23 protein-coding genes are annotated in these 24,262 nt (G+C 63.7%); 8 read left to right on the forward strand and 15 right to left on the reverse strand.

Annotated elements, in window-relative coordinates:
- Positions 1-39: 39 nt before the first annotated feature.
- Both CK219_RS09125 and CK219_RS09130 read right to left on the reverse strand, forming a co-directional pair.
- On the reverse strand, positions 40-408 hold the full coding sequence (locus CK219_RS09125; RefSeq protein WP_095766434.1) for a response regulator: 369 nt from the start codon (positions 406-408) through the stop codon (positions 40-42).
- Between the two features lie 222 nt (positions 409-630).
- Entirely contained in the window at positions 631-1,260 is a 630-nt protein-coding gene (locus tag CK219_RS09130; RefSeq protein ID WP_095766435.1) for a histidine phosphotransferase family protein, read from the reverse strand.
- A gap of 382 nt (positions 1,261-1,642) precedes the next feature.
- On the opposite strand from CK219_RS09130, the gene CK219_RS09135 reads away from it, so the two are divergent.
- Both CK219_RS09135 and CK219_RS09140 read left to right on the forward strand, forming a co-directional pair.
- Entirely contained in the window at positions 1,643-2,179 is a 537-nt protein-coding gene (locus tag CK219_RS09135; protein WP_224514585.1) for an EipA family protein, read from the forward strand.
- A gap of 134 nt (positions 2,180-2,313) precedes the next feature.
- Complete coding sequence (locus CK219_RS09140) at positions 2,314-3,456, forward strand: hypothetical protein (protein WP_095766436.1); 1,143 nt, start codon at positions 2,314-2,316, stop codon at positions 3,454-3,456.
- A gap of 179 nt (positions 3,457-3,635) precedes the next feature.
- Here CK219_RS09140 and CK219_RS09145 read toward each other — a convergent pair whose 3' ends face one another.
- From CK219_RS09145 to CK219_RS09170, 6 genes are all read right to left on the reverse strand, one after another.
- On the reverse strand, positions 3,636-4,433 hold the full coding sequence (locus tag CK219_RS09145; RefSeq protein WP_095766437.1) for an RNA methyltransferase: 798 nt from the start codon (positions 4,431-4,433) through the stop codon (positions 3,636-3,638).
- Between the two features lie 55 nt (positions 4,434-4,488).
- Positions 4,489-4,827: a metalloregulator ArsR/SmtB family transcription factor gene (locus CK219_RS09150; RefSeq protein WP_095766438.1), complete on the reverse strand. Its 339-nt coding sequence runs from the start codon at positions 4,825-4,827 to the stop codon at positions 4,489-4,491.
- A gap of 158 nt (positions 4,828-4,985) precedes the next feature.
- Positions 4,986-5,756, reverse strand: a complete 771-nt coding sequence (locus CK219_RS09155; RefSeq protein ID WP_095766439.1) for a HugZ family protein — start codon at positions 5,754-5,756, stop codon at positions 4,986-4,988.
- Between the two features lie 36 nt (positions 5,757-5,792).
- Complete coding sequence (locus tag CK219_RS09160; protein ID WP_095766440.1) at positions 5,793-6,980, reverse strand: CaiB/BaiF CoA-transferase family protein; 1,188 nt, start codon at positions 6,978-6,980, stop codon at positions 5,793-5,795.
- Positions 6,981-6,986: 6 nt separating this feature from the next.
- Positions 6,987-7,748: a 3-hydroxyacyl-CoA dehydrogenase gene (locus CK219_RS09165; RefSeq protein ID WP_095766441.1), complete on the reverse strand. Its 762-nt coding sequence runs from the start codon at positions 7,746-7,748 to the stop codon at positions 6,987-6,989.
- Between the two features lie 27 nt (positions 7,749-7,775).
- Positions 7,776-8,381, reverse strand: coding sequence for an N-acetyltransferase (locus tag CK219_RS09170; protein WP_095766442.1), 606 nt, complete (start codon positions 8,379-8,381; stop codon positions 7,776-7,778).
- A 325-nt stretch (positions 8,382-8,706) separates the two neighbouring features.
- Between CK219_RS09170 and CK219_RS09175 the strand changes: the two genes are divergently transcribed.
- On the forward strand, positions 8,707-9,693 hold the full coding sequence (locus CK219_RS09175; RefSeq protein WP_095766443.1) for a glutathione S-transferase family protein: 987 nt from the start codon (positions 8,707-8,709) through the stop codon (positions 9,691-9,693).
- Here CK219_RS09175 and CK219_RS09180 read toward each other — a convergent pair whose 3' ends face one another.
- Positions 9,694-10,197: an NUDIX domain-containing protein gene (locus CK219_RS09180; RefSeq protein ID WP_095766444.1), complete on the reverse strand. Its 504-nt coding sequence runs from the start codon at positions 10,195-10,197 to the stop codon at positions 9,694-9,696.
- A 164-nt stretch (positions 10,198-10,361) separates the two neighbouring features.
- On the opposite strand from CK219_RS09180, the gene CK219_RS09185 reads away from it, so the two are divergent.
- Positions 10,362-11,297 (forward strand): metallophosphoesterase, encoded by a 936-nt coding sequence (locus CK219_RS09185; protein ID WP_095766445.1) that lies wholly within the window; start codon positions 10,362-10,364, stop codon positions 11,295-11,297.
- Here CK219_RS09185 and CK219_RS09190 read toward each other — a convergent pair.
- The 4 genes from CK219_RS09190 to leuA form a co-directional block, all read right to left on the reverse strand.
- Positions 11,287-11,904, reverse strand: a complete 618-nt coding sequence (locus tag CK219_RS09190; RefSeq protein ID WP_095766446.1) for a hypothetical protein — start codon at positions 11,902-11,904, stop codon at positions 11,287-11,289. The genes CK219_RS09185 and CK219_RS09190 overlap by 11 nt on opposite strands.
- Before the next feature lie 134 nt (positions 11,905-12,038).
- On the reverse strand, positions 12,039-12,842 hold the full coding sequence (locus CK219_RS09195; protein ID WP_095766447.1) for an alpha/beta fold hydrolase: 804 nt from the start codon (positions 12,840-12,842) through the stop codon (positions 12,039-12,041).
- Positions 12,843-13,014: 172 nt separating this feature from the next.
- Complete coding sequence (locus CK219_RS09200) at positions 13,015-14,802, reverse strand: hypothetical protein (protein ID WP_095766448.1); 1,788 nt, start codon at positions 14,800-14,802, stop codon at positions 13,015-13,017.
- Between the two features lie 326 nt (positions 14,803-15,128).
- On the reverse strand, positions 15,129-16,859 hold the full coding sequence (leuA, locus tag CK219_RS09205) for a 2-isopropylmalate synthase (protein ID WP_095766449.1): 1,731 nt from the start codon (positions 16,857-16,859) through the stop codon (positions 15,129-15,131).
- A 440-nt stretch (positions 16,860-17,299) separates the two neighbouring features.
- On the opposite strand from leuA, the gene CK219_RS09215 reads away from it, so the two are divergent.
- The 4 genes from CK219_RS09215 to CK219_RS09230 all read left to right on the forward strand — a co-directional run bounded on the left by CK219_RS09215 (position 17,300) and on the right by CK219_RS09230 (position 20,942).
- Complete coding sequence (locus CK219_RS09215) at positions 17,300-18,466, forward strand: ATP-grasp domain-containing protein (RefSeq protein ID WP_095766451.1); 1,167 nt, start codon at positions 17,300-17,302, stop codon at positions 18,464-18,466.
- Between the two features lie 4 nt (positions 18,467-18,470).
- A complete protein-coding gene (locus tag CK219_RS09220; protein WP_095766452.1) occupies positions 18,471-19,247 on the forward strand; it encodes an alpha/beta hydrolase-fold protein in 777 nt (258 codons plus the stop codon).
- 157 nt (positions 19,248-19,404) lie between these two features.
- On the forward strand, positions 19,405-19,719 hold the full coding sequence (locus CK219_RS09225) for a nuclear transport factor 2 family protein (protein ID WP_095766453.1): 315 nt from the start codon (positions 19,405-19,407) through the stop codon (positions 19,717-19,719).
- Between the two features lie 149 nt (positions 19,720-19,868).
- The gene (locus CK219_RS09230; protein WP_095766715.1) at positions 19,869-20,942 is read left to right on the forward strand and encodes a siderophore-interacting protein; all 1,074 of its coding nucleotides are present in this window, start codon (positions 19,869-19,871) and stop codon (positions 20,940-20,942) included.
- A gap of 9 nt (positions 20,943-20,951) precedes the next feature.
- Here the strand turns inward: CK219_RS09230 and CK219_RS09235 are convergent, their stop codons facing one another.
- The gene (locus CK219_RS09235; protein ID WP_095766454.1) at positions 20,952-22,169 is read right to left on the reverse strand and encodes an MFS transporter; all 1,218 of its coding nucleotides are present in this window, start codon (positions 22,167-22,169) and stop codon (positions 20,952-20,954) included.
- A complete protein-coding gene (locus CK219_RS09240) occupies positions 22,169-24,241 on the reverse strand; it encodes a TonB-dependent siderophore receptor (RefSeq protein WP_095766455.1) in 2,073 nt (690 codons plus the stop codon). Before CK219_RS09240 ends, CK219_RS09235 begins: the two co-directional genes overlap by 1 nt.
- Positions 24,242-24,262: the final 21 nt, after the last annotated feature.

A 24,262-nucleotide genomic window follows, 5' to 3' on the forward strand; every position in this document is an offset into this window, starting at 1 on the left:
GCTCAGGCCGGGTTTTTGCTTGAAAACGGTTCCGGCGAATCAGGCGGCTATCTTCAGGACGCGAAAGCTTTCGAGCAGTTGCGCACGGTTGAAGGGCTTCAGCAGATAGCCTTGGGCGCCGGCGCGCTTGGCGCGCATGATCGCCGCGACGTCGACCTCGACCAGCGAGACCAGAATCTGCGGCTTGATGGGCGCTTCGATAGCACGGATGCGGCGAATAAGGTCCACGGCCGGGACGTCGGCAAGACCACCGTCGATGACGATGACATCGGGCATGTCGCCGGCGCAAATGTCTGTAGCCTCGACTCCGGTCGAGGCCTCGACGACAATCATATCCGAGCCGCCAAGAATGCGTTTTGCGACCTTCCTGATGACGCTCGAATCATCGACGAACAGGCAGCGCTTCATGTCCGGGTCCTCTTTGCCATCTGCCGAACCGCAATCTCGGAGTGGCCGCAAACCACCATAGGCCAATCTGGTAAAGAAGCCGAAAAGGCGTTGGGTAAAGTTTTTCCAAACACGGTATCGCGCGGCCTTGGCCCCGCAGCGCGATTACATGGATCGCGGCTGGCATTGCTCAATCTGCGCCGCCAGCAAAAATATCAGCAACAAAAGATACTTCGGTTTTTCTTAGGCTGCCGTCAGCACGATCTCCTCGGCGGTCGCGTGGATCGAGATCGTCATATTGGCCTCGCGCGCCAGAAGCAGCGTATAATAGGGCTGGACCGAATGGGCGTCGATCGGCTCCTCCGGCTTGTGGCCGGAATGCAGCTCGAGGAATTTCGGCGGCACGCGCAGCATCGGGCCACTGGCCGACAGCGAAAAACGCGGCTCGGTTTCGAGACTTTCCAGCGTGACCACCAACTTGCCGCCCCGCGGTATGGCTGCGTTGGCGACGAGAATGAGGTTGAGCAGCAGCTTGACCTTGTTCTTAGGAAGCAGCGCACGGGGGCCGTTCCACAGCAGTTCCGGCTTTTCGTTCTTCAAGAAGGCGATGGCCACGGCCTCGGCATCGCCCGTGTCGATCATCATGCCGGCGGAACCCGCGGCGCCGAAGGCGATGCGGGCAAACTGCAATCGCGCCGAAGCGTTCTTGGCGCTCTGGCGAATAAGTTTCATGGCGTCTTCGTCGGCGCCGCCTTCGTCGAGCAGCTCGAGGCCGTTGTTGATTGCGCCGACCGGCGAAATGATGTCGTGGCAGACACGGCTGCAAAGCAGCGCGGCGAGATCTGGCGCGGAAAGGGTGAAAAGCTCGGCCATCGGCGAAATCCCTGCTTAAGTCATTTGTTCATGGCCGAGCGACGGTTTCGCGCCTGCCCACACGAATCACGCTCTTTTCCAAGGCTTTCTGAATACACAGGGCCCGAGCGCGCATCAACAAATCCAAAATCATCGACGGCGAAAATGGTGTGTTTCGCGGGGGAAACCCGCCGCAGCGGCAAAAGCGCAGCCTTCGAACCGCCATCTTCGTGTGGGAGCTTAATGGTTGAAAAAGGATTACGGCATAATTTGCCCGTGATAGCCACCCCGAACGGCCGGCAAGAGCCGCAGGGGTGCGAGGCGTCGGCGAAAGTGCTCCCTGACGGAGATTGGAAGCATGTTTTCCCGATACTACGACCGGACGTTCGTCCGCGTCCTCACCATGACCATCACACTCCTGGCGGCTTTGGTCCTTTCGACCTCGGCGTCGCGGGCTCAGCAGTACACCGCTCAGGAAATCGTCGATTCCGGTCATAAATTCTTCGGCGAGACATCCGGCGGCCTGGCCACCGTCGTCGAGAAGATCTTCGCCTCCTACGGCCTGCCCAATGGCTACCTGCTCGGCGAGGAAGGATCCGGCGCCCTGATCGGCGGCCTGACCTATGGCGAGGGGACGCTCTACACCAAGAACGCCGGCGATCATAAGGTGTTCTGGCAAGGCCCTTCGCTCGGCTGGGATTTCGGTGGCGAGGGGTCCCGGGTGATGATGCTGGTCTACAACCTCGACGACATCAGCAGCCTTTATAACCGCTTCGGCGGCGTTGCCGGCTCAGCCTATGTCATCGCCGGCGTCGGCTTCAACGTGCTGCAGAGCAACCGGGTGCTGCTCGTGCCGATCCGCACCGGCGTCGGCGCGCGTCTGGGAGTCAATCTCGGCTATCTGAAGCTCACCGAAAGGCCGACCTGGAACCCGTTCTGATCGGATTGCGCTCGCTACGATCGCTCGGACAGTGCTGATCGCGCCGCGGCAAGCTCTTGCCGCGGCGTTGAATTTCCGCCATGCCAAGCTGGCACGATCCAGCGATTGCCGCGCCGTAAAGTGGATAGCACGCCTTGGTCCAGTCGGTTCTGTTCTTCGTACTCGGTTTCCTTTGCGCCGTTTTTCTGGCGTCGCTGGTAGCGCCGGCGGTCTGGCGGCGGGCCGTTGTCCTGACGCGCAGGCGCCTCGAGGCTTCGCTGCCGCTGACGCCGGCCGAAATTCAGGCGGACAAGGACCGGGTGCGGGCGGAATATGCCATGACGACGCGCCGGCTGGAGATAACCGTCAAGAACCTTCAGGAAAAGGTCGCTGAGCAACTGGTGGAGATCGGCCGCGCGAACGAGGCTTTGAAGGGGCTCGCGGTTGAAAGAAAGGACAAGAATCAGGCGCTTTCCGACCTGCAGGCCAAGAATGCGGAGCTCAGGCAGCGCGAGGAAGAGTTGCACCGCCTGGCGGAGAAGCACGCGCAGACGGAGCGGGCGTTGGAGAAGCGCGCGCTGGAGCTGCAGAAGCTCGAGCAGATGTATGACGACGCCAGCTTCTCGTCCTCGAACCGGCAGATCGAGCTGGTTGCCCGCGAATCGGAGCTGGAAAAGCTCGCCAGTGACATCGCGTTGCTCAAAGGCCAGCGCAGGGAGGCGGACCGACGCAATCAGGAGGTCGCGTCAGAAAGCAAGGCCGCCCGAGAAGCGCTGAAGGCGGAGAAGAAGAAAACGGCCGAGCTCGACAAGAAGGTCGAGCGGCTTCTGGCGACGCTTGCCGACCGCGAGGAAAAGCTCAACCGGCGCGAGAAGGATCTCGCCCGAATGCGCGAACGTTCGAAGGAGAGCGCTGCAAACGGCGTTGCGCGGCTGGCTGCCGGAACGGACACGAAAGGCGACGATGTCGACAAGGCAATCGCCAGGCTCGAGGGCGATCGGGAACGGCTGGAGGCGAGGCTGACGGCGCTGGCGCGCGAGAACAAGCGGCTGAAGACCGATCTTGCCGCCGCCACGGGGGCGGCAATGCCCGAATCGGCGGGCGACGCACGCTCCGGTGCCGGCCTGCGCGAACAAATGAACGAACTGGCAGCCGAGGTGGTCAATCTGACGATGAAGCTCGACGGGCCGGATTCGCCTATCGCCAAGGCCCTGGCGGGCGAGGGGCAGCAGAATGGGCGCGGCGTCAGCCTTGCCGACCGCGTGAGGGCTTTGCAGAAGGCCGGCTCGTCCAACTGAGGTGTGTTGGTATTCAGGTGAGGCCGGCCTGCAAATGCCGTCTTCCTGCGCTTCCGGTGCTCACGTACTTAAAGTACGCTCCGCTCCGGTTCTCGGAAGCCACCATTTTCGACTCGGCCTGACCTGAATCTCAACACACCTCAAGCGTTGCAGCTGTTCGGGCTCCCAGGTCGGGACCGCTAGCGGTTTGAAAAGTGGTGCAGCGCGATGGCCGACGCGGCGGCGACGTTCAGGCTGTCGAAACCTTCCGCCATGCCGATCCGCACCGTGTGCAACCGGGCAAGCAGGTCTTGCGGCAGGCCTTCGCCTTCGGTGCCGAGGTAAAGCGCCAGGCGCGCCGATCGCTCCGCGGCGCGGATGTCGACGTTTCCGCGTGGCGATAGTGCGAACTGGGCGAAGCCAAGCCGATCGAGCGTCGCGGTGAAGCTTCCGGTGTCGCCGAATGACGCGAAGGGAATCTTCAGCGCCGCACCGACGGAAACACGGATTGCCTTGCGGTAGAGCGGATCGCAGCACGTCTGGTCCAGCAGCACCGCGTCCGCGCCGAAGGCCGCCGCATTGCGGAAGATCGCGCCCATATTATCGTGATTGGATATGCCGACCAGGATGACGGCCAAGGCACGCCGGGGCAAGGTTTCCACCAGAATCTCGGCGGGCGCCGGATCGCCGCGCAAGCCGATCGCCAGGATGCCGCGGTGCATGTGGAAGCCGGCGATCCGGTCCATGACCTCGCCGGCGGCGACATGGACCGGAAAACCCGCGGGCGCCTTGCGCAAGATCTCCTGCACGCCAGCCAGCCTGTTTTCGAGGATGAGGGCAGACTCGGCGGCGAAGCGTCCGCTCGACAGAAGAAGGTCCAGCACGACCTTGCCTTCGGCGACGAAGCGGCCATGCCGGCCGACAAGGTCGCGCTCGCGGATGTCGAGATAGGCGGCGACGCGCGGGTCGCGAGGATCGTCGATGGAGATGAGGTTCATGCAAATCTCGTCGGCAAAAATTGCCAGCGAGGTAAGGGGCTTTGGATGGCGCGGGTCAAGCCCCGGCGCGGCGCAACCGATAGGCCATCTGTGAAAGGTCGCCGTCGCCGAAAATGCCTTCCAGCATGCGCAGCAATTCGCGCACCGCCTCGGATTTGCAGGAATAGTAAATCATCTGGCGGTCGCGCCGGGTCTCGACGAGATCGAGCGCCCTCAGCTTGGCGAGATGCTGCGACAGCGCGGACTGGCTGAGTTGCACCTTCTCGGCGATGGCGCCGACCGACATTTCATCGTCGATCAGGTGAGCCATGATCAGCAAGCGCTTTTCGTTGCCCATGAGCGTGAGAAAGGCGGCCGCCGATTCCGCATTGGCGATTAGCTTATTTGAGATCATAGATCCCCCAAGGGTCCTGGCTCATCCAGACGCCAGGGGGCAATGGCGCCTGATTCCACGATGTTCAGATGTCGCTAGGCGCTGCTGAATCAGCGCCACTACAAAGGTAGATCATTTCATCTAAATCTCAAGCGTTGCTTTTGCCGGCGCGCGATCAACTATCGCTCTTGCTCGGCCGCGCGTCCCGCCCTGGCCATCTCGACAAGCACCGAACGCAATTCGCGCGCGCTTTGCAAAGGCCGGGGAAAGAAAACCCTGCAGGTCGCATCGGCGACGGCGAGATCCATGCCATCGGGGTCGAAACCGGTGACGATCCAGCCGCCGTCTTCGGCGCGGCCGAAATGACGGGCGTAAAGGGCAAGCGCGTCGCGATGGTCGGTATTCATGTGATCGAGTGCGGCCTGCTCGCTGCCGGCGAACTCCTCGATAAGGGCGGGATCGGTGATGAAATCATCACGGTCGAGAAGAAAGGCCTTGCCGAAGCCGCCATTCAGGCTGGCGCGCTCGGGCTCGAGCCGGAAGAACGAGAAGTCGCCGAGCCCGGCATAGAGCTTCGCCTTCGGATTGCGGTTGAGATAGCGGCGTTCGGCTCGGATCTGATCGGCAGATCCCCGCTCCAGCCGCAGGGCCCGGCATGCCAGGCTGATGCGCGGATGCGCCAGCGGATCGCCCTTGCCGGGTTCGCCAAGCAACAGCGAACAGCGCGGATCCGCGAGCAACGCACCGGTGTGGGCGGACAGCATCGAGATCAGGATCAGCGGCGCGCCGTCGATGTCGGTGGCGACGCCAACCCTGCTTGCCAGCGGCGCGCCGGTGCCGGGCTCGATCGCCGCGAGCGCGCCGAAACGTGCTGCGCGGATCAGGGTTTTCGCGAGCCTGATCGCCTCGGCGTCGGTCTCGCGAATGACGTCCTTTTTCGGTTCGGTCACAGGTTCACCCGAGATAAGTTGATTTCTGCTCTCCGGTTATCGGCCGAGTACACCCGCCTTTGCAAGGGCTGCGATTTCGTCTTCGTTCAACCCAAAACGGCTCAATATGTCCGCAGGGTCGCGATCGGCGACGTCCGGCGCCGCGGCAAGCGTCTGCGGGTTTTGCGAGAAACGCGGCGCCGGTGCCGGGCGGTCGAGCTCGCCGGACTTCACAAAGCATTTCCTGGCGCGGTTGTGCGGATGGTTCCTGGCTTCGACCAGGGACAGCACGGGCGCCACACAAGCGTCGGTCACGGCGAAAAGCGTGGCCCATTCGTCGCGCGTCTTCTGCTTGATCCGGCCGGCAATGGCGGCGCGCATTGCGGGCCACGACGACTTGTCGAACTGGCTGCCGACAAAATGCTCGTCGAGAGACAGCAGCCTGGCGAATTCGGCGAAGAAGCGCGGCTCGAGGCAGCCGACGGCAATGTGCCTTGCGTCAGCCGTCTCATACGTATCGTAGAAAGGCGCGCCGGAATCGAGCAGGTTGTCGCCGCGCCTGTCGCTCCAGAGACCCGCCGCCATGTAGGCGTGGATGGGTGCGGCGAGCATCGAGGCTCCCTCGATCATCGAGGCATCGACCACCTGGCCCTTTCCGCTGCGCGAGCGCTGGAAAAGAGCGGCGAGCACGCCGGCGATCAGCATCATGGCGCCGCCGCCTTGATCCGCGACGAGGTTGAGCGGTGGCGCCGGCGGCGCGTCCTGCCTGCCGATCGCATGCAAGAGGCCCGCATAAGCGAGATAGGTGATGTCGTGCCCGGCTCGCCCGGACAGCGGCCCGTCCTGTCCGAATCCGGTCAAGCGGCCATAGATCAGCGCCGGATTGCGCTGCAGAACGGCATCCGGCCCGAGGCCGAGCCGCTCCATCACGCCGGGGCGGAAGCCTTCGACAAGCACGTCGGCCCCTGCCGCAAGGCGCAGCAGCAGGTCGGCGCCCGCCGGGCTCTTCAGGTCGAGCTTGAGGATGGAACGGCCGTGGCGGTCGAGATCGTATTGTTCGGGCAGGCTCAGAAGCGGCTGGCCGGCATCGGCGCGTTCGATGCGCAGCACCTCGGCGCCCATTTCGGACAGCATCAGGGCGGCAAGCGGCACCGGGCCAAGCCCGGCCATCTCGATCACTTTCAGGCCGGCGAGCGGCCCGGTCTTTCCGGTGGAAGCACCGGCGCCTGTCGGCGAGCCAGACATCCCCGCTTATTTCGGCGCCATGCGGATAGCGCCGTCGAGGCGGATGGTCTCGCCGTTCAGCATCTGGTTCTCGACGACGTGGAGCGCAAGCGACGCATATTCGGACGGCTCGCCGAGCCGCGGCGGGAAGGGCACGGAAGCGCCGAGCGAATCCTGCACTTCCTGCGGCATGCCGGCCATCATCGGCGTCTTGAAGATGCCGGGCGCGATGGTGCAGACGCGAATGCCGGATCGCGCCAGATCGCGGGCCACAGGCAGCGTCATGCCGACGACGCCGCCCTTGGAAGCCGCATAGGCGGCCTGCCCGATCTGGCCGTCATAGGCGGCGACGGAGGCGGTGTTGACGATGACGCCGCGCTCGCCGCCGGCGAGCGGTTCGAGTTTCGCCGCCCGGTCGGCAACGAGGCGGATCATGTTGAAGGTGCCGATGAGATTGATCTCGATCACCTTGCGATACTGGTCGAGCGGATGCGGTCCGTCCTTGCCGATCGTCTTCATGCCGATGGCAATGCCGGCGCAATTGACCAGGATGCGCGGCTGCCCAAGCTTTTCAGCCACTTCGGCGATCGCGGCCGTGGCGCTGTCGCCGCTGCCGACATCGCATTGGACGGCAACGCCGCCGATCTCGGCTGCAACTTTCGCCGCGCGCTCGATGCCCACGTCGAGGATGGCGACGCGGGCGCCCCTGGCCGCCAAGGCGCGCGCCGTTGCCTCGCCAAGGCCCGACCCGCCGCCGGTGACGATCGCGATCTGGCCGTTCGGGTTCATGCAGGCCTCCCAGGATTCCCGATTATGCTACGAAGCGCGCAAAGGAGGCGCAACCGCAATAGGCGGGGAGATTGAAGGCTGCACACTCGCGGTCGAACGCGACACGGCCGGGGCAAATTCCGCAACCTTTGCCGTGTTGGCGTGACAGACATCGCCGGCAAAGCGGGCGACCGCCCCCGGCTTGATCTCGTGATACAGCAGCCGGTCGAGATCGACCGGGCGCGGCATGGTGATCTGTCCGCGCGGGAAGCGCTTGAAGCCAAGCGGTCCATAATATGGTTCGTCACCAACCAGAATGACGGCAGGCGCACCGGCCTTCCTGGCCGCCTCCAGCGCGATCGCGACCAGCTTGCGGCCGATGCCGAGATTCTTGTAGGCGGGGCGCACCGCAAGCGGGCCGAGCATCATGGCGCGTCCGGCGCCCGCTGCCACGCGCGTCATGCGCACCGAAGCGATGACCGTGCCGTCCTTGACGGCGACGAAGGACATCGAGCGGTCATGTCCTCCCGACTCGCGGATCTTGTAAGCGGCAAGCACGAAACGACCCGGACCGAAGGCCTCGTCGTTGATGGCTTCGATTTCAGGGTCATGCGCCGGAGTCTCCGGCAGGTATTTCACGTCGGCAAGGCTCATGGTCTTTGCGTTCCGATATCGAGGAAGGTCTGCTGCAAAGCGGCAGCGTTCGCCAGTCAACGCTTCTTAAGCGCGGGCGCCCTTTCGTCGTCGGTCGAACCGGATCGAGGCAAAGTCGAACATGGGCGCCTCCGCTAGCATCAATTTTGGGCCGCTGCAATCGGTGCTTTCAGGCTTTCTTTGCGTCCATGACGAACTTATCCGTTTCCGAGCGGTTGGTCATTTGACGAACTGGTTCGTCGTTTGACGAACTGTTCATCCGCTGAGGGCTTCGCGAGCCCGGTCATCAACCTAGATAGTATCGAGCCGCAGGGAGATTTTTCGCATGGGATTGCTGATTGAAGGCAGATGGCAGGATCGCACGCCCAACACCGACAGCGGCGGCCGGTTCGTGCGAACGGAATCGCAATGGCGCGACTGGATCACGCGCGACGGCGCGCCGGCGCAAGGGCGCACGCGCGGCTTCAAGGCGGAACCCGGCCGTTATCACCTCTATGTGTCGCTCGCCTGCCCATGGGCGCATCGCACACTGATCTTTCGCGTCCTGAAGAAGCTGGAGGGCATCATCTCCGTCTCCGTGGTGCACCATTTCATGGGGGAGAACGGATGGACCTTCAAAGCTGAGGACGGCGCCACGGGCGACACGCTCCACGGCCTCGATTTTCTGCACCAGGTCTATGCCAAGGCCGATCCGGCATATTCAGGCCGCGTGACGGTGCCGGTGCTGTGGGACAAAAGGCAAGAGACCATCGTCAACAATGAGTCCTCCGAGATCATCCGCATGCTCAATTCCGCCTTCGACGAATGGGGCGACGCCGGTCTCGACTTCTATCCGGCGGCGCTACGCGCGGAGATCGACAGGATCAATGCGCTGGTCTATCCGGCAATCAACAACGGCGTCTATCGCGCCGGCTTCGCCACCACGCAGAAAGCCTATGAGGAAGCGTTCGGCGAATTGTTCTTAGCGCTTGATACGATCGAAGAGCGGCTTTCGCAGCAGCGCTTTCTGACCGGCGAACGCATCACCGAGGCCGACTGGCGGCTGTTCACGACGCTGGTTCGTTTCGATCCGGTCTATGTCGGCCACTTCAAATGCAACCTGCGCCGCATCGCCGACTATCCGAACCTGTCGAACTATTTGCGCGATCTCTATCAGGTGCCCGGCGTCGCGGGCACGGTCAGCCTGCATCACATCAAGGCGCATTATTACGGCAGCCACAGATCGATCAACCCGACGGGGATCATTCCGGCAGGGCCGGAGCTTGATTATGCCGCGCCGCATGACCGGAACAGGTTCAGGAAGGCGGCGTGATTACCAGTAAGCCGAGTTACGCTCGCCGCCAAAAATCTCCGCTATCCGCTGCAGCGTCGCCGGCGTCGTGCCCTCCGGCAGGCGGTCGAGCGGAAAGAAACCCGCTTCGGCGATCTCGTGGTCAGGCAGTTTCGGCGCCGTCTGGTAGAAGGCTTCGATCAGATAAAGGCCGACATGGTCGCGCTTGCTGGGGCGATGGTTGAAATGCATCGACTTCAGCACCGGCGGCGCAGTCAGAGCGATGTTGCCTTCCTCGGCCAGTTCGCGCGCCAGCGCTTCCTCAAGGGTCTCGCCCACCTCGACGCCGCCGCCCGGCAATTGCCAACCGGGAACATAGGTGTGGCGGATCAGGAAGACTGAGTTGGAGGCACGGTCATAGACCAGCCCGCGCACGCCAAGCGTCATCGGGCGGCGCAGCAGGAAGTAGAAATGGAAGAGCCTTGCCCGCAACCCCGGCCAGCCGGTCTGGCGGAATGCCGCGTCAGGATCGGCCGGGCGGTTCATTCAACGATCCCGAAGCAGATGGGTTGCCCCACGAACATCTGCCTGGCTTTCCTTGTTTTTCGCAGGTTCTGGCCCCAAAACCGTGGGACACTTTTGCGGAACTTGCTTGGGCGAACAGCAAACGGTGAGTGGAAAGCCTCGTCGGCGTCGCTTAAGAAGGGGCCATGTTCAGGCTCGCGCATATTTCCGATGCTCATCTGGGACCGCTGCCCGATGTAACCTATCGCGACCTCGCCTCCAAGCGCGTGCTGGGCTACGTCAACTGGCAGCGCAATCGCCGCCGCCATATGCATGACTCGGTGATCGACACCATCGTCGCCGACATCAAGGCCGGCGCGCCCGATCACCTGGCCGTCACGGGCGACCTCGTCAACTTGGCGCTCGATGGCGAGATCGATATGGCCAAGCACTGGCTGGAGACGCTTGGATCGCCTCATGACGTTTCCGTGGTCCCCGGCAATCACGACGCCTATGTGCCGGGCGCCTTCGACAAGGTCTGCCGGTCGTGGGCTCCCTGGATGACGGGCGACGGCGTCAACAGCCCGGTCGACCGCAATTCCTTTCCGTATCTGCGTGTGCGCGGCAATGTAGCGCTGATCGGAGTCACCACGGCGCGCGCCACCGCGCCCTTCATGGCCAACGGCTTCTTCATGGAAGGGCAGGCCGAGCGGCTCGCCAAGATCCTCGACGATGCCGCGGAGCAAGGGCTGTTCCGCGCCATCATGATCCACCACCCTCCGGTGCGCGGTGCCGTCCCGCAGCGTAAGCGGCTGTTCGGCATCACTCGCTTTCACAAGGTCATTCGCCGTCATGGCGCTGAACTCGTCCTGCACGGGCATTCGCATCTGCCGTCACTGTTCACCATCGGCGCACGGGGCGCCAAGGTGCCCGTGGTCGGGGTTGCCGCCGCGGGCCAGGCGCCCGGCGGCAAACACCCGCCGGCTCAATACAACATCTTCGAAATCGACGGTGAAAAGGGCGACTGGCGTCTTCGCCTGATCCGGCGCGGCCTGACGGGACCAGCCCTGCCGCCTGCCGACCTGCAGGCCATCGACCTCGATGTGCCCGCCGGCACGGCGCGCCAGCTCGTCAGAAGCTGATCTTCATCTGCATGATGCGGTCCCAAAACAACGCCAGCGAAACCGCCAGGCCGACAAGGGCGCCTGCGGCGATCAGGCCGAGGCCGGCGAAGAAGGTCGTCCAGCCATTGCGGCCGCTTTCGGATCGGATGGGCGGCTCCGCTTCCTGGACCACGGGGCGATGCAGGCCGCGAACGGCGCTCTCCACGCTCCCTTCCATCATGCGCTGCCGCTCGACGACACGCTCGGCCACGTAGCGCATCACCGCATCGGCAACGGCTTTCATCTCGGTCGATTCGGCCAGCACCACGCGGCCGACGCGCGTATCCCTGAGGAAGCGATAGGTGCGGCGGTCGCGTCCCATGGCGACATGGCTCACCGCATCGATCCATAGCCGCGGCTGCAGGCCGGACGAGACGGCGAAGTCGAAGCTGTCCATGTCGGCCGGGACATCGGCAAAGACCGGGGCAAGCTCGCTCGCCAGAAGATCGAGCCGCATGCGGTGCGCCTCGCGCATGTCGACGACCACGTCATCGCGGTCGGCAAAGGCGTTCTTGACGTCGCGTACGGCATCGGCGAGCTTTCGCGACGGTTCGATCGGGGTGATTTTGTCGCCTGCATCCGTCATGGCGGCTGCCTCACTGTTGGTTAACAGCGAGTTACCACAGTCGCCGGCAAAATGCACTGCCGACGACGAACCGCGCGACTGCCGCGGTCCGGCGAAAGCGGGTAAGGGACGTTTCGAGATCGGTCCGGGAGCGATCAACCCGCCGAAGCGTCCAGCGGTGGACGCAACCGTCTGCCGCGCCGCCGCACGTTGCGACGCACGATTTCGGCAATCAGGTCAGGAGCTTCCTCGACCAGCATGTGACCTGCGTCAAGGACATGATGCAGATGGAAATGCGACGGCAGCGCCTCGGCCTGCTCAACCCGCAGCAGCGGATCCTCCGCTCCCCAAACGACCATGACCGGCATGTCAAGCGTATCCAACTGCGCGCGGGGGATGATCCCTTGCCGGTCATCCCTCGTCATCGCGGCCGCCATATCGATCAGGGTCTGCAACTGGCCCGGTCGGGTGCGCATCCGGCAGAGTGCATCCACCACGTGATCAGGCGGCACGCTGCGCGGACCCGACATGGCGGCAAGGCTGGCGCGGACCTGGTTCCTGCCGGCCGCGGCGGCGTAGCGGTGCAGCAAGGCTGCGTTGATTTCCGGGCCAAAACCGCCGGGCGCCAACAGCGTAAGCGAGGCCACCCTGTCGGGGTCGGCAAGCGCCATCGATGTCGCGATCGCGCCGCCCATGGAGTGACCGACGAGATGGACCTTGCCCAACCGGCGGGCGGCCAGATCGGCGAGGATGGCTCGCGCGGCTGGCTTGGCGCCGCCCAGGCCTTCGCTTTCCAGGGACTGTCCATGGCCCGGTAGATCATAGGCCAACACTCTCGCCCGCGCCGCCAGTGAGGCCGCGACGTCACGCCAGATCTCACCACAGGCTCCGAAGCCGTGCAGAAGCACGATCGTCCTCGGACGGGCGCCGCTTTCGACCGCATAAGGGAATGGACGCATGAAAAAATGGGGCGGTGAACAAGGCAGGAGCTTCAAATTGTGGCTGAATTGCTCCCGAACCGGATTGATGGCTAGTAAAATTTTCGCGACCGCAGCGCCCCGTCAGGCGCTCGATGCGTCATACTTTGGTGCTCCGGCATTCGTGTGGCCCAAATGAGTATGGAGAGTTGGATTAGCTCGGGTTGCCGATCCCGGCGGCTCGCAAGGATTGAACTAGCCGATCCGTGAGATCCGGGGGGTATTTGCGATCGACGAATGTCGCGCGCGGGTCGGCGGCGAACTTCGGGAATTCGGCGGTGAGCTCGTTGGCAAGCTCACCCGCCAGCTTGTCGCGTCCCGAAATCCTGGCGCCGATCAGGCGCGCGGCCAGGTAATGCGACTTTGATGCCGTCGTGCGCAGCGACTCGCTGGCGAGCGCGGCCTTTTTCATATCGCCCTGCATGAAGGCTCCGACGAAAAGGCCATAATCCCACCAGGTCGGATGGCCGCTGAAGGCTTCGACCGCGTGGTCCAGGATCGGCGTCCCCTCATCATATTTGCCGGCGAAGATCAGCCCGTAGCCATAGGCGGCGGCCATGCCGAGGTCGTACGGGTTGAGTTCGTAGGCCTTTCGCATTAATCGGATCGCTTCGTCCGTGTTGCCGAGACGCGAGTTGAGGTAGCCAAAGGCGCGATGCGCATGCGGGCTCATCGGCCCCATCTGGACGGCGCGGTGGGCAAGCGACATGGCCTTTTCGAGCGTCGCTTCCGGTGGATAGGCATAGTGCGCGGTGACGGCTTCCACATGAAGCGCGGCCAGCTCCGCGTAGACAAGCGACGATTTGGTGCCTTCGCTGACCAGCTTCTCCAGGCAGCGATACGCAATTTCGTGCGTCTGGGCGCTCATGTCGAGATAATAGCGGTCGTCGAGCACCAGGCACCCGATCTGGCTGGTCCGGATGTCGCTCTGATCGATGTAGCTGTAGATAGCGCCCGAAGCGGGAACGGTCGAGGTGAGAAGGCTGGCGACGTTGCCTTCAACCGCGCCAGGGGCGCTCTCGGCCGATGTAAGGTTGCGCGACAGGAGAACCCGCCCGGTCGCGACGCTCTGCAACTCCACCGTGACGTCGCCGGCAGCAGGCCCGGGAACGATTTCGAAAACGAAACTGATCGGATCGGCGGACCGATCACGCGTCGAATCCGCATCGCGCCCGATGAAATCGATGGTGTCGAAACCCGCGAGCCCGGCGCGCAGCGACGACGCGACACGAGCCGCCTCCGCTCCATCGGCTTTGACGGCGATGTAGATCAGCGGCAGGGAGTCGAATCGGGACTGGGCGGTGCCGGCCAGGCGCGCCGTTTCGGCTGTCGCGGCAGTGTCGCCGCCGTTGAGGAAGGCATTGCCTTGACGCACGATGAGCACGCCGAGCATGACAATGACCAGAGCCATGGCAGCCCAGAAGAACCGCAATTGCCGCGTGAGCGACTGGGCGGGTGCTGCCGGCGCCATCAGCGCTGCAGGTTCGCCCGCGGCAGAGGCGTCGAGATGTTCGGTTGCGGCCTGAGCGGCTTCGGCCAAAGCGTCGGACCGCTGCGCGACGGTTTTGGAGGCGGACCTGGCGTCGCCGGGCAGGCGGATCGCATTCGGCTCGTAGGACGGGACATAACCGCCGCGCGGGATCGCGATGCGCACCGGCTCGGCGACACCTTCATTGGCGAAATACTGCTCCAGAAGTTCGCGCAGACGACCGGCCTGAACCCTGACCACGGCATCGGTGGAGGCGTCGAAGTCGCCGTCCTTGCCGAAGACGTCCATGGCGATTGAAACGCCTTTCAGCCTGTCCGCCTCGCCGGCCTGCTCGCGTTCGACCAGATAGCGTAATAGCCTGCGGGCACGCTCGGATCGGCCGAACGTTTCGCTGGCAAGCAGTCGCTCCAATGTCTCGCGCACTGCGGGGGCGGCAGGCGGGGCATGCTCCAAGTGTCGAACCTTTCGAAGTCGGCACAGGTTAGGGAGCGATAATATAGCGCTCGCGCCGGCGCACAAGGATGCTTCTATTATGTGATCGCGTAAGCCACCGGAAATTCCTCCGGCGGTTAACGAATGGCAGATTCGCGTCCGCGTCTGCAGCGTGGCGCAAGCTGGAATGCGCCAGCTCCATCGCTGAATCAGATCATCCGGCTAGAGCGGTTCACCGTTTCACGAAACGGTGAACCGCTCAATTTTTTGTTTGACCGCAATTCCGGACGGAAGGCTACGGCGAAACCGCCGAGCCTAACCGCCTCACACTTTTCCTGGAATTTGCTCTAGCCGCCGATGATCCGGTTGGCGGCCGAAACTACGGCCTCCAGCGAGGCGGCGACGATGTTGGTGTTGATGCCGGCGCCGAACAGCTTGCCGCCCGGATACTCCATCTCGACATAGGAGATCGCCGAGGCGTTGGAGCCGCGCTGCAGGGAATGCTCGGAATAGTCGAGCACCGACATGTCGACGCCCACATGGCGCGAGAGCGCATCGACAAAGCCGTCGATCGGGCCGGTGCCCGAGCCGGTGATGGTCACTTCCTTGCCATTGTCGAGAATATCCGCTTCGACCATGCGCCGGCCCTTCACCTCGGTGTCCGGATAGGTGCGATGGTCGAGGAACTTCAGCCGCGCGCCGGGTTGGTCGACATAGGTTTCGAGGAAGCGTTCGTGGACGCGCCTGGCCGGCACTTCCTTGCCTTCAGCATCGGTGATCGCCTGGATCGCCTGGCTGAACTCGATCTGCAGATTGCGCGGCAAGTTGAGGCCGTAATCTGCCTGCAGCACGTATGCGATGCCGCCTTTGCCGGACTGCGAGTTGATGCGGATGATCGCCTCGTAGGTGCGGCCGACATCGGCCGGATCAATCGGCAGATAGGGCACTTCCCAGATTGGGGTGTTGGCCTTCTTCAGAGCTTTCATGCCCTTGTTGATGGCGTCCTGGTGCGAGCCGGAGAAAGCCGTGTAGACCAGCTCGCCGACATAAGGGTGACGTTCCGGGATCTTCAGCTGGTTCGAATATTCGTAGACGTCCTTCATCCGGTTGATGTCGGAGCAGTCGAGCTCCGGATCGACACCCTGGGTGAACATGTTGAGCGCCAGCGTGACGATATCGACATTGCCGGTGCGTTCGCCATTGCCGAACAGCGTGCCTTCGACGCGGTCGGCGCCAGCCATCAGGCCGAGCTCGGTGGTGGCGATGCCGGTGCCGCGGTCGTTGTGCGGATGCAGCGAGACGATCAGGTTCTCTCTGGCATCGAGGTTGCGGCACATCCATTCGATGCGATCTGCATAGACGTTGGGCGTCGACATCTCGACCGTCGACGGCAGGTTGATGATCAGCTTGTTGTCGGCCGTCGGCTTCACGATCTCGGTGACCGCGTTGCAGATCTCCAGCGCGACTTCGAGCTCGGTGCCGGTGAAGCTCTCCGGCGAATATTCGAAGCGGTAGCCGCCGCCGGCCTTGGCGGCCATGTCGGTGATCATCTTGGCGGCGTCGGTGGCGATGCGCTTGATGCCGGCGACATCCTTCTCGAACACGACCCGGCGCTGCAGCTCGCTGGTCGAATTGTAGAAATGCACGATCGGGCGGTGTGCGCCCTTGAGCGCCTCGAAGGTCCGCGTGATCAACTCGGGCCGGCACTGCACCAGCACCTGGAGCGAGACGTCGGCGGGGACGCCGCCTTCCTCGATGCACCAGCGGGCAAAGTCGAAATCCGTCTGCGAAGCCGAGGGGAAGCCGATTTCGATTTCCTTGAAGCCCATGTCGAGGAGCAGCGCGAACATGCGCGCCTTGCGCTCATGACCCATCGGGTCGATCAGCGCCTGGTTGCCGTCGCGCAGGTCGACCGAGCACCAGATCGGCGCCTTGTCGATGGTCTTGTTCGGCCAGGTGCGGTCGGTCAGGCCGACCGTCGGGTAGGATTGGTATTTGCGTGCCGCATCCGGCATGTGGCCGGCCGCGCGCTTCCCGGCTTCAGCCTCGCCGGCGCGGATTTCTTCTCGTGCGTTCATCGTCGTTTCTCCCGGCGGCCCGCATGCCCGCTTCAGGCGGATGGGTGGCGAGCGTCGCCTCTACCAAAAATTCGTTCGCTTGATGTGACTTTGCCAAAGTCTGGCCAAGGAGCATGCGCCTTGAGCGGCGGTTTCGACCGCCGGGCGCTCCTTCAGCGAACCCGGCGATCGCCGATAAGGCCGAGAAGAAGCAGGGTCGAAGCGAGCGCGCGCGCAGTCTCGCCGGCAAAGCCGGTGCGAGAGGAGGCGACGGAGCGGACGCGCGTGGTCATGCCGGCTCTCTTACAGGAGCGGCCCGTCGGAGGCAAGCGGGACGCATGAATGAACGCCCTTGCCTAATATCGCCGCCGGTGCGGACAGTCTTCCCCGCGCCTCGCAAATGCGCCAGACTTGGTTTCGAAGGCTTGGCACCGAGCGAAGCTCCGGGGAGGGGTTCGTCCATGAATTTCGTGTTCTTCTCGCCGCATTTCCCGGCCAACGGCACCGATTTTTGCGACCGGCTGAAAAAGGCGGGCGCCACCGTGCTCGGCATCGGCGATGCGCCTTACGAAACCTTGAACGCCAACCTCAAGGCGGCGCTTTCGGAATATTACCGCATCGCCGACATGGAAGATTACGACGCCGTTTTGCGGGCGATGGGGCACTTCATCCACAAATGGGGCCGCATCGATCGCTTCGAGTCCCTCAACGAGCATTGGCTCGAACTCGAAGCCAACATCCGCACCGATTTCAACATCTTCGGCACCAAGCTCGACTTCGTGAAGAATTTGAAGCGGAAAAGCCGTATGCGCGCTTTCTTCCGCAAGAGCGGCGTGGAGACCATCCCGCAGCGCAAATGCTCCGACCGCGCCGGCGCCATGACCTTCATCCGCCGCGTCGGCTTTCCGGTGGTGGTCAAGCCGGATTCGGGCTCCGGGGCTTCCAACACTTTCAAGATCTCTAACGCCAAGGAGCTCGACCAGTTTTTCAAGGACAAGCCGGAGGGTGTCACCTTCGTCATGGAGCAGTTCATCGAGGGGCTGGTGGTGACCTTCGACGGGCTGGTCAACCGCGACGGCGAGGTGGTGCTGGCGGCCAGCCACCGTTACGACCAGAGCATCATGGAGGCGGTCAACAAGGATCGCCATATGAGCTACACCTGCTTTCCCGAGATCAGCCCGGAAGTCGAGGAGGCGGGCCGCAAGATCCTCGAGGCGTTCGACGTACGCGAGCGCTTCTTCCATATCGAGCTGTTCGAAACCAGCGACAAGCGCGTCATCGCGCTTGAGGTCAACATGCGGCCGCCCGGCGCCTGGATGACAGACGCCATCAACTACACGTTCGACATCGACGTCTATGCCGCCTGGGCCGACATGGTGGTCAAGGATGCCGCCGGCGGCCCTTACAAGGGCAAGTATTTCACCGCCTATGCCAGCCGCAAACGCCACATCGACTATTTGCACAGCCATGCGGACGTGCTAGCCGCCCACGGCGACAAGATCGTCCATCATCAGGCCATCGAAGAGGTCTTCAGCCGCGCCATGGGCAATTACGCCTACCAGATGCGTTCGAAGGATCCGAAGGCGTTGCGCCAGGCGGTCGACTACATCCACGCGGAAAAGGCCTGAGCCGATGGACGTCTCCTATCACAAGGGTCATGCCCGCAATCTCGGCCGGGACATGGAATACAAGCGCTACGGCCATGCCGGGCGGCCGGTGGTGGTGTTCCCGACCTCGCAAGGGCGGTTCTACCAGCTCGAGGATTCGGGTGGGGTCGGCGCGCTTGCCGAGTTCATCGACACCGGCCGCATCCAGCTCTTCACGCTCGACGGCATCGACTCGGAATCCTTCTTCGACAAGCATGCCGACCCGGCGCAACGCATCGCCCGCCACGAAGCCTATTTCCGCTATGTGCGCGAAGAAGCGCTGCCGGATTTGCAGGCGGTTGCCGCCAAGTCCAACGGTGGCCGCGTTTTGAAGCCGCTGTTTTGCGGCTGCTCGATGGGCGGCTATCACTCATCCAATTTCGTGTTCCGCTTCCCGGAGCTGGCGAGCGGGGTGATCTCGCTGTCCGGCGTCTATTCGGCGCGCGACTTTTTCGGCCGGGCTCTGGAAGGCAATATCTATTTCAACTCGCCGCTCGATTATCTGCCCGGCATCGTCGACCAGAAGCTGCTCGGGCGGCTCAGGGCGCTCAGGCTGATCTTCTGTTGCGGCCAGGGCGCCTGGGAAGAGCGCATGCTGGTCGAAACGCGCGAGCTGGAACAGGTGCTGCGCGACAAATCGATCCCGGCCTGGGTCGACTATTGGGGTGGCGACGTCAGCCATGACTGGCCGTGGTGGCATAAGCAGCTCGTCTATTTCTTCGGCCGTTGGCTGGATGACGACCTCATGCACAGGTTGGACTGAGGTGCGTTGATATTCAGGTGAGGCCGGCCTGCAAATGGCGGTTTCCTGCGCTTCCGGTGCTCACGTACATGAAGTACGCTCCGCTCCGGTTCTCGGAAGCCACCATTTTCGTCTCGGCCTGACCTGAATCTCAACACACCTCAAAATGTACAGACCAATGACCACACCCGATCCGATCCGTCGCTTTGTCGAAGCGACCAACGCCGCCGATACCGAAGCCTTTCTGGCCACATTCACAGACGATGCTTTCCTCAGCGACTGGGGTCGCGATTTCAGTGGCCGCGATGGCGTCGCGCGGTGGAACCAGTCGGACAATATCGGCGTGCAGTCCAACCTTCGCATCGTTCGCATCGCGAGGCGCGACGGCGTCTATCATGCCCGCGTCGCCGTGACCGGCAACGGCTTCAACGGCGAGGGCGACATGGCCTTCACGCTCAACGGCGACCGGATCGCGAGCCTGGTCATCAGCTGAAGAACGGATGCGTCGCGACCTTCGTGCGGCATCGTCCAAAAATATGACCATTGTAATCATGTTTTTGTGGCAATGCCGCCGGCGCTGTGGCATGCCGGCGCGGCGATATCGGGCTTCGGCCGATCTCGTCGATATCGGAAGGCCCGGCGATGAAGCTCTTGAGCGCGCAAACCCGTATCCAAAACGACGACATCCGCGCGGTGATGGACAGGCTGCGCGCCGAGCACGGCGACTATGAAAACGACACCGGCGTTGCCGGCCAATGGGAATTCCGCATGCATTACGGCACGTTGAATGCCTCATTCGACGACCGCGGCGTGCTGGTCCGTGTCGCGGCGGAGGACGAGACCTGCCTCTCCTACATGAAGATGATCTTCGCCGGCCACATCGCCGCGCATCTCCGCACCACCGAAGGCCTGCGCTGGCAAGGAGACGGCATGGATGCCGGCACACCGATATTCTTCCGCGAGATATCGGTCCTGTCCTCGACACGGTTGTCGCCGCATATGCAACGCGTGCGCTTCTGCGGCCGCGCCCTCGGCCGCTTCGCCCATGGCGGATTTCATGTTCGGCTTCTGCTGCCGCCGGCCGGACGGCAGGCGGTTTGGCCGACCATGGGCCCGGACGGTCTGATCGTCTGGCCGTCGGGCGAGGATGCGCTCACCATCCGCGTCTACACGATCCGCGCGCTGGACGTGGCCGAGGGTTGGCTCGACATCGACTTCGTGCTGCATCCCGGCGCCGAGACGCCGGCTGCGAGTTTCGCGCAGAATGCGAGGGCCGGCGACATCATCGGCATGATCGGCCCCGGCGGCGGCGATGTGCCCGAGGCATCAAACCTGCTTCTTCTGGGCGACGATACCGCGCTTCCGGCGATCGGCCGGATGCTGGAAGAGCTTGCGCCGTCCGTCCGTGCCGAGGCCTTCATCGAGGTTGACGGTCCGCAAGACCGGGTGACGCTGGCGGCGGGCGAGAACATCGCTGTCCATTGGCTTTATCGGCATGGCCGCGAAGCAGGCCGGGCCGGCCTGCTGCCGGAAGCGCTGCGCGAGCGCGGCCGCGGGGCCGACGATCTCTTTGTCTGGGCCGGATGCGAGTTCGCCGACTTCCGCGACATCCGCCGGATCGTGCGCAAGGAATGGGCCCTGTCGCGCAACCGGCATCTTGTCACCGCCTATTGGCGCCGCGGCGAGTCGGGCGGAGACGGTGCCGGCGAGGAATAGTTCAATCTTTTAGTTGCGATCGCTGACCATGGCGATGGCCGGCACCGCCAGCAGCGCGACGACGCCCGCGCCGCCGAACAGTGCGCCATAGCCCAGATGCTGCGCCGCATAGCCGGCCAGGATGCCGCCCGCCATGCTGACCAAGGCATCCATGCACTGGAAAAGCGTGAAATCGACCCCTGCCTGCTTCGGATCCGACCAGCGCATGAACTGCGCATAGAGCGCCACGAAGCCGAGCGCCATGATGCCCGAGGAACTCAGCGTCGCGACGGCCGCCAGCGGGCCTGCCGGGAAAACGCCGGAAAGCGCGAAGGCCGCGAGGATAAACAGCGATCCGGCCTGCAGCATAAGCGCGAGCACAAGCACGCTGCGCGTGCCCAGCCATCGGACAAGAGCGCCGCCGGCAAGGGCGGCCGCGCCGCCGAGAACCATGCTGCCGACACCGTTGACCAGGCCGATCGTGGAAAGGCTGAGCCCGGCATCGACCAGAAACGGGCCGAGCATGGTCAGCGCCGCTTTGTGCGCCAGAACGTAGATCGCCGACGCCGCCAGACCGCGGCGTATCTGCGAGCGCCGCAGCGCCGTGCCGAGCGCGGGCACGTGTTCGCGCACTTCCTCGCGCGATCGGCCGGCGATGCCGAGCAGGAAGGGCAGTCCGAGCAGCACCAGCAGCGAGGCCATCGCCGACACCGCCGCGCGCCAGCCGTGGATTTCGACGAGATAGAGGAAGAGACCGGCGCCGATCGCCGAGCCGAGATAGGCGCCGCCGACCTGGGCGGCATTGCCCCAGCCGAGATTTTTGCCGGCAAGGTTCTGCACCGCAAAGCCATCGCAGGCGATGTCGACCGTCGAGGCGGCAAAGGCGACCACCGTCAGGCAGGCGACGACCGGCCAGAAGGTGGCGGGACCGAGCTGGGCGATGGCCAGCAGTCCAGTGATGGAGATGAGGCCGCCGATGAGGACGATCGCGCCGGTGCGGTTCCTGCCCGCTGGCGGAAGCCGGTAACGCTCCACCGCCGGCGACCACAGGAACTTCAGCGCCCATGGCAGGGCGATCAGGGTGAGCAGGCCGATGCGGTCGAGCGGCAGGCCCTGGTCGCGCATCACGGCCGGGAGACCCGTCCAGGTGATGCCGCCGATCACGCTCTGCGCCACATAGAGGCCGCCGATCGCGGCGACGATGGCGGCCGGCGACGAGGCGGCCCGGTTCGAGACGGAGACCGACATCAGAAGCGATAGCGCAGGCTGCCGAACAGCGAGCGGCCCTCGTCGCGGTAGCAATAGCCGGCCGAGCAAATTGCCTGCTGGTTGTCGAACAGGTTCTTGGCGTTGATCTGCAGCTTCACGCCTTCGAGGCTCGGGTTGCGATAGCCGAAATCATAGGACAGCGAGGCATCGACGAAGGCGCGCGCGTCGTTCTTGAAAGTATTGGTGTCGTCGCCGTAGCTCGCGCCGGCGAAACGCACGCCAGCGCCGAGCCCAAGCCCTTCAAGCGTGCCGTTCTCGAACTGGTAATGGCCCCAGAGCGACAGGATGTGGTTCGGCGTGGCCGACAGTTCCTTGCCGTCGGTGCCTTCGGCGCCGCGTTCGATCTTCACGCGCAGATAGGTGTAGGAGGCGATGACGCTGAAGCCATTATCGAGTGAGGCATTGGCTTCCAGCTCGACGCCGCGCGAGTTGAGGTCGAGCTGGCGCTGCTTGTTGATGCCGGTGGAGGCGTCGAAGACGACGCCGTCCTTCTGGTCGATGTCGAACAGCGCGGCGCTGACGGTCGCGTTGTGGTCGGGGATCTCGTATTTGACGCCGATCTCCGTCTGCGTGGCGATGGTCGGGCGGGCGACGCGGCTGACGGAACTCGAGACGTCGTCATAGACGAAGCCGATGTTGGGAGAGAACGAGGTCGAATAGTTGACGTAGGGGATGATGCCCCATTCGGTCCGGTAGGACAGGCCGACGCGGCCGGAGAAGGCGCTGTCCTTCTGCTTCGACTGACTGAAATCCGCCGCGGTGGAGGTGGTGTCGACCCAGTCGTAGCGGCCGCTGGTGAACAGGGTGAAATCGTTCCACTCCATCTGGTCGTGCAGGTAGACGCCGAGCTGGTTCATCTCCTGCCCGCCGAAATGGGGGACGGGAGCGGCCTTGATATCCTCGACCGAGACATAGGAAAGCCCGCTGCCGGCGTCATAGTCCGACCAGGCATAGTCGATGCCGGCAATCACGGTGTGCCGCACCGGACCCGTGTCGAATTCGAGCTGCGCCATGTTGTCGACGACGAAGTTCTTCATCGTCTCGGTGTAGTGGCCCCAGTAGCGCTCAAGCGGCTGATCGGCGCCGATCGAGTAATGGCCGCTATATTCGATATCCGAGTCAACGGCGTTGTAGCGCAGGTTCTGGCGCACGGTCAGCCAGTCATTGAAGCGGTGCTCGAACTCGTAGCCGATGCGCCCCTGATCTTGGGTGAAATCATTCCAGGACGCATCGCCTTCATAGACGTTCGACAGCACGCCATAGGCGGAGTTGTAGAAGGCGGCGGTGCCACCGGTGACGGACTTCGAATATTCGCCGAGGATGGTGAGCTTGGTGTCCTCGTCCGGCTTGAAAGTGACAGCCGGCCCCAGATAGAGTTTATCGTCGGGATAGTCGGGCAGGCCGGTCCCGCTCAGACGGCCGAGGCTGGTGAAGCGATAGAGAATGCTGCCGTCGTCATTGACCGGCCCGGAAGCATCGAGCGCCGCCTGGTAGCGGTTGTGCTCGCCGGCCAGCAACTCGATCTCATGGAACGGCTCGTCCTTGGGGCGTTTGGTGACGACATTGACGATGCCGCCCGGACCGCTGACGCCGTAAAGCGAGGAGGCCGGTCCCTTCAGGATGGTGACGCCCTCGATGCCGTAAGGTTCTGTCTTGAACCAGGCGGAAGGGCCGTTGTACTGGCGCAGCCCGTCGCGGAACATGCCGTTGTAGAAGGCCTGGAAGCCTCGCAGGAAGAAGGCGTCGTAGCGCGTGTCGAAACCGAAGCTGTTTGGATTGGCGCTGGCCGTGTAGCCCAGCGCGTCGTTCAGTGTACGCGGCTTCTGGTCCTCGATCTGCTTCTGCGTGACGACCGAGACCGCCTGCGGGATCCTGGCGATCGGCGTGTCGGTCTTGGTGCCGATGCGGTCCTTCTTCGCGACGTAGCCGTCCTGCTTCAGGATCTCGTTGCTCTCGGCGGTCACCTCGATCCTGTCGAGAACGGTGGCGTCGCCGCCTTCCTGGGCAATTGTCGGCCAGGCATGGCCGAGGATGGCGCTGCCCGCCAGCAATGATAATCCCCGGCGCCACGT

The organism is Mesorhizobium sp. WSM4313, assembly GCF_002294725.1.
Taxonomy (GTDB): Bacteria; Pseudomonadota; Alphaproteobacteria; order Rhizobiales; family Rhizobiaceae; genus Mesorhizobium.